Raw genomic sequence first — 13,910 nt, forward strand, 5'->3', positions numbered from 1 at the left:
GTCTTGCTTCTGGTCTTGCTCCTGCGGCGTCGTGGGACTGCCTGACAGTTGATGGTCGCCTGGGGGGACAACCCAGGCGACCCTCAACTGACGAGCCATCGCATGTCACCCCGGCAGGTGCAGTCGTGCTGGCCGTCCTAGACGGCCATCTATCGCTGTAGTCGTCCCGGTATCCCGCCCACCCCGTCCCTGACCGGGGCCCCGGCCTCGACAGCCTCCCAGACGGCCTGCCGCCACTCGACCAGCACCGCGCGCGCCGATCGGTCGCCGGCACGGGCAGCGGCCTCGCAGGCACCGACCCCGCCGAAAGTCTCGGCGAGCTGCCGCACGGTCCACTCCTCAGGCCCAGCCGAACTGCCGCGGGGCTGCTGGCCGAATCGTCTGCGGGCCTCGTCGAGCCCGCGCTGTCCGGCCGTCACCCGCCGACCTCGCGCATCTCCAGGATTCCGGGGACGTTGACGCTCAGCAGGTTCGCCCAGGCGTCCGCGTGGTACCGCGCCCGCTGCCTCTTTCGCAGGGCATCACTACTCGCGAGAATTCGGCCACGACCCTCCTCGGCGGCGTCACGGGCGAGCCGCTCGTGCTCGGCAGACAGGCGGCGACTCTCCGCGCCATACCAAGCGCCCAGCTCGGCCCCCAGGGCCTCGCGGACCCAGGCCGGAGCCCTCCCGAGGTGCGCCGCCTGGTCGAAGGTCAGGGTTGAGGGGTGCGGCCACCGGCCGGGGTCAGGGTCGAGCCCGAGCGGCCGGTCGGGGCCGGTGAGTCCCCGGGGCTCGGCCTTGCGGTAGTCGACCGTCATCGAGTGCTGCTCGCGGTCGCCGTAGCGGATCTCGATCATGATTCCTTGTTCTCCCTTTCGGTTGCCCTTCGCCCAGATCCGGCGAGGGGAGCTTGTGGATGTGGGCCCGGGACGACCACCGTGGTCCGCGCCGCGACGGCAACTTGTGCCTCCGACGTCACGACCCCCAGACCCTCAGACGCCCAAATCAGCAGTGCGTTCCGGTGTCCAGTTGGGACCGGGGGGAGGGGTCCCCCCCTGGGTCCTCCGGCCGCCTGAGGTCGCGGCTGCGACAACGTCCACGACGTAGCAGGAATGGAACCGAGCCACGGCCGGGTTGGTCGGCGGCGTCGTACGTCTGTCGCCTCACGGGCATGTCTCGTCAGCGACCGCCCGAGGCAGACAGTGCAGCTCCTCAACGGCTTCACCACTCACGCCTGATGCCGGCAACAAGGCGGAGCAGCAGGCGGTCACCGCAGACCTGAGCCGGTGAGAACGGCCACGCGGAATATGTCGGTTATCTCGCGCTGCCGACCGGGCTCCCGGCCGACGTGGGCGAGGGCCAGGGCACGGGCCAGGTCGGTCATCTGGGCGAGCATCAGAGCCAGGTCGTGGACGTGCGGACCCGGAGTTAGGTAGGAGCGCATCTCTTGATCGCCCTCGCAGGCGGCGTCCAGCAGGGCGATGCACTGGAGCATCGAGGTCTGCCGCTCCTGGGCGGTGATCCCGTTGTCGGGGTTGGCGACCATGGGCTCCCCGGCGTTGCGGATCGCCGTGGGACGGCGACGACGACGGTTGCTCATCGGGCACCCCCGGCCGCCGGCTGATCGGGCAGACCTGACGCCGGTCGCATCCGGCGGTAGGTCGGACACCAGTCATCGTGGTGGATGTTGATCCGGGTCAACCCCCGGTCGATCACATGGAGCGTTTGGAAGGCGTCGCAGTCCTCGCAGCCGCCGGGGATCTTGGCCCCGTCCAGCGAGGCGGCCCACCGGTTGATCTCGTTCACGCCGACTGCTCCTTGGTGCTGGGCGATCCGAGTACCCGATGCCTCAGATTTCGACCGATTGCGGTGATCTCCTCGTGGGTCCTGCCGACAAGGACGGTTCGTCCAGTTGTCCAGTCGTCCAGCTCGGTGGTCCTGGTTTCACCGTCCACAGACGACTCGGACGACTCGGACAACTGGCCTTGACCTGGGCAAATAGAGTGAGTAGTTAGTTGTGCTGTCTCCCCAGTAGTCCGAGTCGTCCGGTTCGTGTGGCTGTCCACGGAGGTCGGACGAGTGGCACGCGGAGCCAGCGACCAGAAGGCGCGGCGGTAGGGGACGCCGTTCTCCTGACCCTTCTCCTCGCGGCTGGAGACGGGGATCTTGGTGGCGGCATCGGTGATCGCGCTCTTGCTGTATCCGGCTTCCTCGCCGTCGTCGATCACCGTGGCTCGCAAGGTCTCCCCGTTGGTTCCGAGGTACTGGCTCAGCCACTGCCGCGCGCTCGGCCTCTTGTCCAACTTGGGGGTCAGCGCGTCCCGGGCGATCGTCCGGCCGTCCCCGGCGACCTCACCGATCCAGTCGGCCACACCGCAGCTCGCGGGCTTCTCGACCAACTCACCGGTGTACCGGTCGACCTCGGTGACGATGTAGCGGGCCGACCGGATCCTGTAGCGCAGCGCAGGCACGTTCAGCGTTCCGGCGTTGGCCTTGTCCAGGGCGACGATGCCCTGCTGCGGTCCACCTTCCTCGGCGTCGGGGTCGGCGACGACGAGGAGCAGGGATCGCACGGCGGTCCGGAAGGCGCGGGAGTCCATCATCCGCAGAGCGGTGTCGCCCCCGGCGTTCTTGTTCAGGTGCCAGGGGGCGACGATGGCCACCCGCTCCCCGTCGGCCCAGGTGCCGAGCGCCTTCATCGCCTTGTTGACGTCCTTGTAGGAGATGGACTTCAGCTCGTCGGGCAGCACGGTGACCAGAGAGTCGACCCAGACCACGGCCGCGTCGACCCGGCGGATCACCTCGGTCAGCAGCGGCAGGTCGCGGGGCAGAATGACGCTGTCCTCCTCGTCGCCCACCTCCCGGCAGATCACGAAGTGCACCCGGTCGAGGTCGGCTCCGGCCTCGCGGAAGCGGGGCTTGACGACGTCCTCGATGCCGTCCTCGGGGGCCATCACGACGACGTCACGGGCCTCGCCGTGGAACTCGCCGGGCAGCGTCCCGCGCGTCAGGTCGGCCAGGATCCGGATGCCGACGGTGGTCTTTCCGATTCCTTCCTCACCCGGCATCAGCGTGGGCGAGCCGATTGGGATCCGGCCGTCCCACACGTAAGTGACCCGGCGCTCCTGCACCTGGCTGGCGGTGATCACCTTCAGCCTCGGCCGGGTCTCCACCGCCACCGGGGGCTGCTCGGGAGGCGCGTCAGCGGTGGTGTTGGGCACCATGTCCATCAGGTCGGCGTTTACGCGGCGGCGTTCCTGGCTGCCGTTGATGGCCCGCAGCCAGCAGTTCTGGACGTCGTCGTCCTGCCGCTCAGCGAGCCGCTGGGCGAGGTCGCTCCGGCTGGCGACGGCGGCGCGGGCGTCTTCCAGGGTCAGCGCAGCGGCGTAGCAGGCGGCCACGACGCGGAAAGTGTCGTCCGAGCGGTCGCCGGTGTCCTGGGCCAGGGCGTCGCGCACCCGATCAGGGAGGTCAGCGAGGTCTGCCCCGCAGACCGCGGCGGCGACGCCGACCGTCCGGGTGCTCGGCGTCGCGCCCATGTCGAGGGTCCGGGACAGCTCGATGGGATCCCACAGCTTCACGGCTTCACCAGCCAGCGCACCGGCGACGCAGCCACGCCGCGCACGGTCGGCTTGCGGTTCACGCTGCCGGGCGGCCGCAACACGTCGTTGTCGCTGACCTTGGCATCGGCGTTCCCGAGGTAGCGCCCCAGCGCCCGGCACAAGACCTCGTGCTGGCGGACGTCCACCGGGGCGCTCAGGGCGATGTAGACGTGCCCATGACCCTCGGTGCCGGAGTCGACGGCGAACCCACCGACGGCCTGCACCTTCTCGGTTGACAGCTCGCCGTCGATGTCGGCGTGGATGAAGCGCCGCTCAACGGCGCTGCCCCTCTTCCGGTCCTCGCTCACCCGGAGGTAGGGGCACACAAACAGGTCCACCTGGGCGTCGGCAGCGCGGACGATGGCGTCGACCAGCTCGTCGCGCTGGTCCGGCCAGCGGAGTGCGAACTCATGCCACCCGGACGGCGAAAAGCTGTACTTGTTCTTCGCGTTGAGGAAGGGGTTTTTGCCGGTCGCTCCGCAGACGTAGCCGGTGGCGTCACCGAACAGGATGTCGGCGTAGAGGCCCGCATCGTCTCTACGGTGGTCCTCGTAGGACTGGGCGGCCGGGAGTGCGCCAGCGGGAGACGGGTGAGCACATTTCCTCACCTGCAAGGGTGCCTTCGCCGGGCTGTCGGCAGGGGGCTGGTTCGTAGACTTCACGTTTCGTTCCTTGTGGACGCAGGGAGCGGGCGATCGGATCGAGGGGGCGGGACCCGGGACGGGGTCACTTCTCCTCGTCGTTGGGGTCAGGCGGCGGCACGGAGCGGCGACCGAGCCGTGGTCTTGGGGATCCGGGCCAGCTCCTCGCGCATCGGTTGGAGCAGGACGTAGAGGGCGGACTTCCTCTCGGCGGTCAGCAGCGGTGCCTGCTCGGCGATCTGGCGGGCGGCCTGCCGGCTCAATTGCCGCTCGGCCGGTGTCGTCATTCGCCGTTCACCAAGTCCGCCGTGATCCAGTCGGCCAGGGCGCGTCGTTGGTGTGCTGTCGCCCAGCCGGAGTTCAACCACCTGTCCACCCGGGCTAGCAAGTACATATAAAGCCGGTGACTCGTGGCCTTCATAGGCGCTTCGGAATGCGGTCCGACACGGGCCTCGGTGCGCATAGGTCACTCCTAGGTGCATGTCTCAGGGGGCTTGTTTCATAGTCAACATGAAAACGCCGAGACATGAGAGCGGCGAGAATAAGGAACGTTTCCTCAGCCTCCGACCTGGCCTTTTACGGTTTGATACGCCAGCCATCGGAACGCCCGAGGCGCATTCCGTCAGGAGTTCTTGACCATTCCCCGAGGCGCGGGCCCGCCGACGCAGACGCGAAAGAACCCTCGGGACACGGAGCACCCCGGGGTTCTTGGCTGAGGACTGGTTCCTCAACAGATGGTCGAGCTGATTTACCTGAGGAAGGCTTTCTCAGGCGTGGCCTCACATGCGAGTCAGAGACCCGCGCGGCGGGTGAGGAGACTTCCTCAGCGCCACTCGATGCCGACCGAGGCGGGATCGAACGTCCGCCGACCCTTCCCCGGCGACAGCAGGGTGACGGTCATCAAGGTTCCGACCACGGCCCGGCGGCGGTCCGGGTCCAGACTGGCCCAGGCGGACGCCACGTCGTCGGCGGCAACCAGGGGACTCAGGACGTCGGCCCGCCCCGCGTCGGCCATCTGTGCCTCAATCGCGGCGACCTCGCGCTGCAACTTGGCCGACGTCTCACGGACGCTGGTCTCGGTCAGCACGCCGTCGGCCAGTAGTCCGGCGAGCTGGGCGAGCCGGGCACGCTTGGCCATCACGTCGCCGCGAAGTGCTCCGGTGTCGGGCCGGTTGGAGTCGATCAGGAGCTCCGCCGCGTCGGGCCGGGAGAGCCTGGCGACGATGACCTCGGTGACCATCTCCTCGATTGGCTCGGCAGCACGGGACAGATGCCGGGAGGCCGAGCACTTCAAGGTGCGTTTGCCGTGCTGAGTGCCGCCGGTGTTGCACGGCGCGCCACAGACCCCGCAAAGGGTCAGCCCGGACAGGAAGTAGCGCCGCCGGGTGTCGGGGGTCGTCCGCCGGTCGGGGTTACTCAACAGGTCCGCTACGGCTCGGAAGGTCTCTTCCCCCACGAGGGCGGGCCAGGTGCCGGGGCCGATGACGGTCCACGCCCGACCGGTCCGGCTGGCGCGCAGACCGGCGTACCGGGGATTGGTCAGTACGTAGCGCACGGAGTCCGGCCGCCACGCCCCACCGTGAGAGGTGGTCAGCCCGGCCGCGTTCCACTCCCGCGCCGTTGTGCGAAGCGACCCACCCGCCAGGATGGCGTCGAAGCCCGCCCGGACCACTACCGCTTCGGACTCCCGCACCGTCAGCCCATCCGCCTCGTATCCGAGTGCACGGGGGCCGACGGGTGGCAGCCCCTTGGCTGCGCGCTGGGCGTTGGCGTTTCGCTGGCGCTCGGACTTGTGCTCGATCTCGTGCCTGGCCACGCTGCCCATGATCCGGGCAGTGAGCCGCCCTGACGTGGTGGACAGGTCGTGCTGCCCAGTGACGGTGGCCAGCTCGATTCGGTGCAGGTCGGCCAGGTTGATGAAGTGCTCCAGCTCGACCGGGCGGCGGTGCAGCCGGTCGAGGTCCCAGGCGACAACAGCGCCGATGCGCCCGGCGGACACGTCGGCCAGCATCCGGACGTAGGCCGGGCGCACTTTGCCGCTGGAGGCCGACTTGTCGTTGTCGACGTACTCGACCGGCTCCCAGCCTCGCTCGGCACAGAGCTTCAGGCAGCCGGACCGCTGGCGATCCACGGCGGCACCGTCGCCTGTCCGGTCGAGACTCTGGCGGAGGTAGACAGCAGCTCGACTCATGACTTCAGTGTGTATCAACGCGGCCTTCTAGAGCTCGAACACCTCTTCGCAGGTGACCACCCGCTCGCGCGCCGGGATGGCCGCGCACAGGCAGTTGAGCAGCAACACCTGTACGCTCAGACATACGTGACCGTCGGTCACCGCCTCTCCCGCCGCCAGAGGCTACGGAGTGGGTCTCCGCCCGAGCGTCGGGGGCGGGCCGCACGATGCTGTGCTTGAGCCAGCGGACGGGGTGGAGCGTTGAGCGAAGGCCTGGCGGACTTCAAGGTCGGACTGCGCTGCCACGATGTGCACGCCGGTCTCCGGAATGTGGACCCCAACAGCGCCACCCTGACCCCTCTGGCGGACACGCGCATGGTGGGTATGGCTGCCAGCCTCGCCTCGCTGGTCCGGGGGCAGGACATCGTCTCCGACGCGGAGGCGCTGAAGACGATCGTCGCCGAACAGCTCGACATCAGCCCGTACGCCTTCACACCCGTCGTCGAGACCCTGGAACGGGCGGGGATGGTGGACGACGTAAAGCGCCGCGGACAGAAGATCGTCAGCTTCACCGAGAACGTCCCCTTCCACGAGAACCTCTACGACCGCCTCGGTGAGTCGTGGCGCGGCCAGGAGCCGAACCAACTCGAGCAGGAGATGCTCGCCGTCGTGGACCGCCTCGCCACGTCGCCCGTGCCGGCGGAGGAGCTGGAGAACGAGCTCGGGCTCGATCGTGGCGACGTCCCTCGCCTGCTCGAGGTCGGCAAGGCGTCGGAGCTGATCAAGGGCGTGACCCTCATCGACGGCGAGGTGCTCTACTCGCCGTTCTTCGGCTTCGAGAACCCGGAGCTGCTTGCCTCGCTGCTGGAGACTCACGGCTCCGGCCGGGTGGCCGAGGACCTCGCCGCCGTCCGGGCTCACCAGGGACTGCCCCTCAACGACACTGCCTATCCCGCGCTTGCCGACGCCATCAGCCGGGGGTTCATCCTGGCGCCGACGGTGACCACCCCGACCGGGCGCGAGCAGCCCTTCGCGGCGCTGCCCTACCTGCCCGACCAGAGCCTGCTGACGGTCCGGAAGACAGTGCTGGAGAAGGCCCTGGCGGTGCTCGCCTGCGTGCGGTGCGGTGAGCACTTCGGGGGCGCGACCAAGACGCTGTACCCCGCCAGCGTCCTCACGGCACTACTCGACCCGAACCGGAACCACCAGCTCCGCCCGCACAGCTCGCACAAGCGCCAGTACCAGATGCTCTACCGGATGCAGATCGTTGACTTCGTCCCCTCGGGCAGCTGGGTCTCGCCCAAGCTCATCGTCACGGAGGACAATCTCGACGCCGTCCGTCTCGCCCGCGACCTGCTCACCTTCGGCGAGCCGCTGGAGGACCGGGCCGGCGACGACGACGCCCGGAGCCTGCTGTCGCTGAACTCCCCGTACCAGGCGCCACTCCAGACGGTGAGCCGGCGCCGGGACCAGAAGACGATCAGCGACAAGGAGTACCAGGCCCTGATGGACACCGCGATGGGGCGGGCAGCACTGTGAGCGAGCTGGACCTCGGCCTGAAGGTCGCCTCCCGGCGCCTCCTCTGGCGCATGGGCTTCACCACTCGCGTCGACGTGCCGCTGCGAGCCTTTGTGCCCCCGTCAGGCAGCGGCACACGCTCGAAGCCGCGCTACGAGACATACACCGATCTCGACGTGCTCGGGCTCGCTATCAGCCCGGGCTTCGCGCTGCGGACCGTCATCGCGGACTGCAAGACCTCCCAGAGGGGCTCGACGGAGCGCATGTTCTGGGTGCGGGGGGTCTCGGACTTCTTCGACGCCGACGACGCATGGATGGTCCGGGCCGGCGGGGTGACGGCGGCCTCCCGACAACTGGCCGGTCGTCTCGGCATCTCGGTGCTGGAACCGACCGACGTCGCCCGGCTGGAGGAGTACCACCCGACCGACCTGCCCCTCGACGGGCCCCTGGCGCTCCTCTTCGACCAGGAGCGTGTGGGCGCTTACATGAAGGCCTTCACGACCCTCGACAAGAAGCTGGAGCGACTGGTCGAGTACCGCCAGTTCGACTACTGGGTATATGAGGAGCACCGCAACCTGCTTCAGGTCGTCGCTCACCTCGAGCAGGTGAACAAGCACTTGGACCCGCGGCAACCGGCGCACCGCGCCCTATTCATGGACTGCGCGTGGCTGTATGCGCTGTCCCTCGCCCACGCCGCCCAGCATGTGCGGGCCGTGCACGTCACCGACGTCGACACGGCCCTGCAGCAGTACCTGTTCGGTGGGCAGATGGCGCTGCAGGAGAAGCAGCAGCTCGCTGCGGTCCTGCAGCGCCTCGCTCCGAGGGGGACGGAGGCGAGCGCGACCGACGGGGTGCTGCCGGACTGGTACCCGCGGCTGCTTGAGCTGCTGACACGTCATCTGCGGCGTCCCGCCGTGATCAACGATGAGCTTCGCTACGCCGAGTGGGTCGCCGAGGCGCAGCTCGCCAAGGACTCCTCGACCCTCGCGCACGTCTTCGGCGCCGCGTTCGATCCCCTGGCCGCCAAGCTGCTGGCCGACGTGTGCGGCTTCCTCGTCACCATGGCTGGCCTCAACCCGGACTTCCGTGCGTTCGCGCGAGCGGTGGCCGCACAGCCGGATGCCCCGGCCGGCCTGGCGTCTACAAGATCCCCCGCACCTGAGAAGGCGCCGGCCTTCGACTCGGACAGTCCCTCGGAGGGCGTCCGCGGTAGCTGATTGACCCAACGACCAGGTCACGGCTCCGTCGCTAGGCGACGGAAAGTCTTGCGGGTCCCGTCGCGACCGCCTGCGGTGGTCACATGCGGTCGCTCCCACCGCCTGCGGTGAACACCTTCTCGAGCTGCGCCTCGGCCGCGCCTGGGTCATCCAGTGGCGCAACACCCAGTTCCACCAGTTCCAGGGGCGTCACGGTGGCGTGGCAGGGTTGAACCCGTGCCACATCTCTTCGCCAACAAACAGCCCACGGACGAGCAGCAGGAACGGTGGGAGCGCATCGAACGGACCATCTCCCAGGCCGCCGAGGACTGGCTGTCCGATCCCGAGAAGGTGGAAGACGCGATCGCCGGGAACGCCGACGCTGACGTGCCGACACTGCAGCGGGACCAGGCCAACTACAACGCCCACCCGACGGACAACAGCGGCATCCGGGTGCGGTGCCTCATCCCGTTCACCGGCCGGGAGGGCTACTTCTACTGGCGCGTGGCCGGGGTGGAGTCCCCGCCCATCGAGGCTGACGTCAACGTCCCGAGCAGCTTCGACCGGGACCGGATCCCGAAGACCGTCTCAGTGAACCGCCTGTTCGCCGCCGGCACCACGACCGAGCAGGCGCAGGCCTGGGCGACGGAGCAGGCCGACCTGATCGAGAAGCACCTCAACGCCCTGCGTCCCATCGCGGAGGAACAGGCGCAGCTGCTGCGCCAGAATGGCGAGAAGCTGGCTGCCGACCGCCTGTCGGCCCTGCGGACGGCCCGGGAGCTGCAGGAGGGCCTCGGCCGGGGCGTGTGACGTAACGGACGAGCCGGAGCCGGCCCCACTCACGAGTCACCTCGACGGGAAACGACTCACGCGTCCCCGGCCGGGACCCACCTGGCCGGGGACCACGGCAGCGAGGTACTCGCCCGGCCCCCGTTTGAGCAATCGATGACCCTGACCTGTGCCGAGCGGTCACACGACTCCACGTCACCGGGCAGGCTCAGTCACCCTGTGCCGGTGGGCGCCTCCAGGTGCTTCTGTAGGGCCTTCAGGTCGCCCACCACGACCGCGCCGGGCCGGGAGTGCCGCGCAGCCGTTCTCAGGTGGTGGGTCATGTGCTTCTCGGCCACCACGACGTCGGCGTATCCCGCCGCACAAGCGAGATAGAGCAGGTCGTTGAGGTCGTTACGCGCCCAGCGTTCGCTGGGGTTGCGTACCCGCTGGTGAGTGACCTCCATGACCCGACCCACGAACGGCAGCGCGGCGAAGAAGTCGATGCACACGTCAACGTTGATGCGCTCGCGGAACTCAGCGATCGTCATGCCGAGGGCAACCGCCGCTTGAGCGAGTTCCAGGCCAAGGTCGGCGTACGTCTTCCCCGCCGCGACGAGTCGAATGTCCCTGTCGGTCGGGTTGTCCCTCATGTAGGCCGAGAGGTCCGCGTACCCGTCGGCCCACGCGTTGATGTGGGCGTCGGCATGTGCCTGTTCCTCGGTGGTCAGCGAGTCCTCGCGCAGCGTCGCCGCCCACGTGTCCCGCCAGGTCAGCAGCTCGATCAGTCTCCTCACGGGCTCGGGAAAGGCGGGGTCACGGCATACATAGGGTTCGAACTCCGCCGCGCGAAAGGGTGCGCCGGGCGCCTGGGTGAAGACATCGCGAGCATCGGGGGCCGCATCCGGCTCCGGCCGCAGACCCCACCTCAGCTCCATCCCGCGCACGTCGATCGGGTGGCGCATGTGCCACCCGCCGTAGCCGGCGAGCATCGCGTCTGCCAGGTCAGCGCGCCGAGCTTCAGCACCGGCGCGGGCCGTCTCGACCAGGTGGGCGCACGACAGGGGCAATCGCACCTCTCCGGCCTCCACAGCCCGCCAAAGCAGGTCCGCTGCAGTCAGTTCGGCCAGACCGCGACGCCGCTCGAGCTTCTCCCGGTTCACCCTTGCCTGCGCCATGGAGACCCAGTGCGTCTGATCCAGGTAGACGGTGAGGGTCACGTTTCTCCTGTCTCGGATCCTGGTCGTGGCGTGGCTACGGTTCGCCGGTGACCTCGACCGGGGACGGAACAGCATCATCCGAGACGACCGCGCCGGCCGCGCCCCCCACCGCTCGGCGACCGCTGTGGCTGGCCGCCTGTGCTGGGACCGCGGTCGGGCTGCTCGGCGGCCTTGTCGGACTCGGTGGCGCGGAGTTCCGTCTGCCGCTGCTCATCTCGCTGTTCGCCTTCGCCGCGCTGTCCGCGGTCATCGTGAACAAGGCGATGAGCCTCGTCGTGGTGACGGCCGCGCTGCCGTCGCGCCTGACGGCGGTGCCGCTCGACGCGCTGGCCGAACACTGGTTCGTCGCGGTGAGCTTGCTCGTCGGCAGCCTGCCTGGGGCATGGGTAGGCGCGTCCTGGGCCATCCGGATGCGGGCGACGACCCTCTACCGAGTGCTCGGCGCGCTCCTTCTGGCCATCGCCGCAGTGTTCGCCGCTGAGCACCTGGGCACGCTGCCGCAGCTCCCTCTGCCGACAGGAGGGCAGGCCGCCGCCGGGGTGGTGGCCGGATTCGGCATCGGCGTGGTCGCCGCGCTGATGGGCGTGGCTGGCGGCGAGCTGCTGATCCCGACGATCGTGCTGCTGTACGCGGTGGACGTGAAGCTCGCCGGCAGCCTGTCGCTGCTCGTGTCGCTGCCAACGATGCTGGTCGGCTTCTTCCGGTACAGCCGCGACCAGGCGTTCACCGTGCTCCGAGACAACGGCCGGTTCGTGGTGGCGATGGCGGCCGGCTCGGTAGTCGGGTCGGTCACCGGCGGACTCCTGCTCGGCGCGGTGCCATCTACGGTCCTCGTGCCGTTGGTCATCGCGCTGCTGCTCTTCTCGGCGGTCAAGGTGTGGCGGCACGCGTAGATGGAGGACCGCCCGGCTCATACCCGACGACCGGGTTGTGGGGCGTCAGGCGTAATACGGCCCACCCAGGGTCCAGCCCGCCGTGTCGCTGATCAGCGACTTACGGGGGCCACAGTTTCGGGCGTTTCGCGCCAGGCCCTACGCCCGGGCGCGCGAAGGGCCCGCAGTACCGGGTCTTCCGGGAGCACCCTTGGCGCGCGTGCGCGATCGACCGTCGCCAGGCTGATCACGCCGTGCCGTCCCCTCGGACGACCCGAAGCGGCCTGACGGGCGTGCCGGCCCGATCGGGCGCGGGTAGTCCCAGCTCGACGCGGACCGCCGCGAGCACCTCCGCCTTGATCTCCGTGATCAACGCGTGCGCCTGGACCAGTTCGTTCAGCGTCACCTGCTCCTCCAGTGATGAGTTGCTCGACAGGGGGGCACCACTAGTCAGTGAACCGGGGGCGGTATCGGCCGAAGGCACCGGCTGTGGGGCACCACTAATCAGTGGTGCCGCGGCCACCTCGACCGGCGGGGGCACCGTGGGCGGGGCACCACTAGCCCCGCTTGCGGGGCACTGGTTTGCCCCCGGCAGCGACTCGACCCGGGGGAGCCGGTAGACCGCCGCCCGGCAGTTCTCCCGCTTCCGCCCCTTGGCCCACGCCTGGCCCTTCTCCACCTGCACGAGCAGGCCCCTGTCGATGCACTGACGCAGGGCGGTCCGCACAGCGGTCAACCCCAGGCCCGTCGCGGCCGTCAAGTACCGCCTCGGGCAGTTGGGACTGGTGACCTTGAGCTCGGCCGCCCGTCGAGCGATCGCATCCAACACGACCCGCTGGTTGTCCGACGCGGGGCAACCGGGGTCCGCCAGCCAGGTCCGGTACTCCGCGATGTAGGCGGCTCGGGCCGCCTCATCGAGGGCCGGGTTCTCCTCCACCCGGTCGACAGCCCTGTCCCACACCCGCTGCAGCGTCTTCTGCACCTGCGCGGCCGGGCGGTCGTCCCCGTTCCGCTTGGTGGCCACCTGCATCCCCAGGCCGCTGCCACGCTTGCTGAGTTCGGTGTGCCACTCGGAGTAGAGCCAGCCGGCGTTGACCGCGGCCATGGCGGTCCGGATCAGAGTGTTGTAAATCGCCGTGTCCCGGTCGCGACCGCTCATGCCGGACGTCGTGACGCCCTCGCGGATGAGGTCGATGTACGGGGCCCTCAGGTTGCGCCTGGAGAGCCCTACAGCCGCCTCAGCGCCTCGCTGCCGTCCGCCGGTCCCATGGGCGGCCCCTGGGCGGCTCACCCCGCCACCCCACGCTGGTAGAGCCGGAGGACGCCGCGCCGTCGACTCGGCCGCTCGCTCAGCGTGTACCCGATCGGCCGGATGATGCCTGCCCGGACGGCGGCGTGGAACCGGCCGCCCATCCGACAGGGGTGGTCGGCCGGTGGGATGAGCGCCTGAACCCTGTCGGCGGTGAACGGCCGATCCAGCGCAGCCAAGTGACGGATGGCGGCGTCGCAGCACGAGGCCCACCACGTGTCCTGGTTGGCGTTGGCCGCGGCGACGCCGGCGTCACGGACAGCCCGCGACAGGTCGGCGAGGGTCGTCAAGATCAGGGTGTTCTCGGCGGCCCTAGACTCGGCGTCGAGGGGCTGCTTGGAGGTGGCGTTCTCGCTGGGGGCGGTTCCGGTTCGCGGCCGGGCCGCCCCTTCGTCTGCCCTCACCGCGGACCGCCGAGCGATCCGCCGGGGCGCAGGAGCGTGGACAGCCGATCGCGCTGCTCCGGTGTCAGCGGCGGGGCAGCGTCGACCAGACGACGGATGTAGTCCTCGACGCGCCGGACATCGAGCTCCCGGCGCTCCTGGACAACTGCGTCGGGCGCGTTGCGCCAGCGGGCGTGAGCGGCGATCCGGGCGATAGTCGCCCGGGTGGCCGGGTCGTTCGACGGCACAG

The 13,910-nt window shown here is 69.4% G+C and carries 15 protein-coding genes; 4 read left to right on the forward strand and 11 right to left on the reverse strand.

Features of this window, described 5'->3' with window-relative positions:
• Positions 1–415: 415 nt before the first annotated feature.
• The 7 genes from MY520_RS12405 to MY520_RS12435 all read right to left on the reverse strand — a co-directional run bounded on the left by MY520_RS12405 (position 416) and on the right by MY520_RS12435 (position 6,415).
• A complete protein-coding gene (locus MY520_RS12405; RefSeq protein ID WP_436692409.1) occupies positions 416–838 on the reverse strand; it encodes a hypothetical protein in 423 nt (140 codons plus the stop codon).
• A gap of 410 nt (positions 839–1,248) precedes the next feature.
• Positions 1,249–1,581, reverse strand: a complete 333-nt coding sequence (locus tag MY520_RS12410; RefSeq protein ID WP_436692410.1) for a hypothetical protein — start codon at positions 1,579–1,581, stop codon at positions 1,249–1,251.
• Entirely contained in the window at positions 1,578–1,787 is a 210-nt protein-coding gene (locus MY520_RS12415) for a hypothetical protein (protein ID WP_436692411.1), read from the reverse strand. The genes MY520_RS12410 and MY520_RS12415 overlap by 4 nt, the downstream gene beginning before the upstream one ends.
• Positions 1,784–3,562, reverse strand: a complete 1,779-nt coding sequence (locus MY520_RS12420; protein WP_436692412.1) for an AAA family ATPase — start codon at positions 3,560–3,562, stop codon at positions 1,784–1,786. The genes MY520_RS12415 and MY520_RS12420 overlap by 4 nt, the downstream gene beginning before the upstream one ends.
• The gene (locus MY520_RS12425) at positions 3,559–4,245 is read right to left on the reverse strand and encodes a hypothetical protein (protein ID WP_436692413.1); all 687 of its coding nucleotides are present in this window, start codon (positions 4,243–4,245) and stop codon (positions 3,559–3,561) included. The genes MY520_RS12420 and MY520_RS12425 overlap by 4 nt, the downstream gene beginning before the upstream one ends.
• An 86-nt stretch (positions 4,246–4,331) precedes the next feature.
• On the reverse strand, positions 4,332–4,511 hold the full coding sequence (locus tag MY520_RS12430; RefSeq protein WP_436692414.1) for a hypothetical protein: 180 nt from the start codon (positions 4,509–4,511) through the stop codon (positions 4,332–4,334).
• 536 nt (positions 4,512–5,047) lie between these two features.
• Entirely contained in the window at positions 5,048–6,415 is a 1,368-nt protein-coding gene (locus tag MY520_RS12435; RefSeq protein ID WP_436692415.1) for a recombinase family protein, read from the reverse strand.
• A gap of 363 nt (positions 6,416–6,778) precedes the next feature.
• Between MY520_RS12435 and MY520_RS12440 the strand changes: the two genes are divergently transcribed.
• From MY520_RS12440 to MY520_RS12450, 3 genes are all read left to right on the forward strand, one after another.
• Positions 6,779–7,933 (forward strand): hypothetical protein, encoded by a 1,155-nt coding sequence (locus MY520_RS12440; RefSeq protein ID WP_436692416.1) that lies wholly within the window; start codon positions 6,779–6,781, stop codon positions 7,931–7,933.
• The gene (locus tag MY520_RS12445; protein WP_436692417.1) at positions 7,930–9,129 is read left to right on the forward strand and encodes a hypothetical protein; all 1,200 of its coding nucleotides are present in this window, start codon (positions 7,930–7,932) and stop codon (positions 9,127–9,129) included. The genes MY520_RS12440 and MY520_RS12445 overlap by 4 nt, the downstream gene beginning before the upstream one ends.
• Positions 9,130–9,345: 216 nt before the next feature.
• On the forward strand, positions 9,346–9,918 hold the full coding sequence (locus tag MY520_RS12450) for a hypothetical protein (protein WP_436692418.1): 573 nt from the start codon (positions 9,346–9,348) through the stop codon (positions 9,916–9,918).
• A 191-nt stretch (positions 9,919–10,109) separates the two neighbouring features.
• Here MY520_RS12450 and MY520_RS12455 read toward each other — a convergent pair whose 3' ends face one another.
• On the reverse strand, positions 10,110–11,096 hold the full coding sequence (locus tag MY520_RS12455) for a hypothetical protein (protein WP_436692419.1): 987 nt from the start codon (positions 11,094–11,096) through the stop codon (positions 10,110–10,112).
• Between the two features lie 47 nt (positions 11,097–11,143).
• Here MY520_RS12455 and MY520_RS12460 point away from each other — a divergent pair, with 47 nt between their 5' ends.
• Positions 11,144–11,989 (forward strand): TSUP family transporter, encoded by an 846-nt coding sequence (locus tag MY520_RS12460; protein WP_436692420.1) that lies wholly within the window; start codon positions 11,144–11,146, stop codon positions 11,987–11,989.
• Between the two features lie 226 nt (positions 11,990–12,215).
• Here MY520_RS12460 and MY520_RS12465 read toward each other — a convergent pair whose 3' ends face one another.
• The 3 genes from MY520_RS12465 to MY520_RS12475 all read right to left on the reverse strand — a co-directional run bounded on the left by MY520_RS12465 (position 12,216) and on the right by MY520_RS12475 (position 13,908).
• Positions 12,216–13,127, reverse strand: coding sequence for a hypothetical protein (locus MY520_RS12465; protein WP_436692421.1), 912 nt, complete (start codon positions 13,125–13,127; stop codon positions 12,216–12,218).
• A gap of 128 nt (positions 13,128–13,255) precedes the next feature.
• The gene (locus MY520_RS12470) at positions 13,256–13,567 is read right to left on the reverse strand and encodes a hypothetical protein (RefSeq protein ID WP_436692422.1); all 312 of its coding nucleotides are present in this window, start codon (positions 13,565–13,567) and stop codon (positions 13,256–13,258) included.
• A 110-nt stretch (positions 13,568–13,677) separates the two neighbouring features.
• Positions 13,678–13,908 (reverse strand): hypothetical protein, encoded by a 231-nt coding sequence (locus MY520_RS12475; protein WP_436692423.1) that lies wholly within the window; start codon positions 13,906–13,908, stop codon positions 13,678–13,680.
• Positions 13,909–13,910 lie beyond the last annotated feature (2 nt).

It is taken from the genome of Geodermatophilus sp. CPCC 205506, assembly GCF_051383635.1.
Lineage (GTDB): Bacteria > Actinomycetota > Actinomycetes > Mycobacteriales > Geodermatophilaceae > Geodermatophilus.

What these genes read in the sequence shown, in the direction of transcription:
- MY520_RS12405 (WP_436692409.1), bottom strand. Translation starts at nt 838, where the DNA reads ATGATCGAGATCCGCTACGGCGACCGCGAGCAGCACTCGATGACGGTC.
- MY520_RS12410 (WP_436692410.1), bottom strand. Translation starts at nt 1,581, where the DNA reads ATGAGCAACCGTCGTCGTCGCCGTCCCACGGCGATCCGCAACGCCGGG.
- MY520_RS12430 (WP_436692414.1), bottom strand. Translation starts at nt 4,511, where the DNA reads ATGACGACACCGGCCGAGCGGCAATTGAGCCGGCAGGCCGCCCGCCAG.
- MY520_RS12435 (WP_436692415.1), bottom strand. Translation starts at nt 6,415, where the DNA reads ATGAGTCGAGCTGCTGTCTACCTCCGCCAGAGTCTCGACCGGACAGGC.
- MY520_RS12440 (WP_436692416.1), top strand. Translation starts at nt 6,779, where the DNA reads ATGGCTGCCAGCCTCGCCTCGCTGGTCCGGGGGCAGGACATCGTCTCC.
- MY520_RS12465 (WP_436692421.1), bottom strand. Translation starts at nt 13,127, where the DNA reads ATGAGCGGTCGCGACCGGGACACGGCGATTTACAACACTCTGATCCGG.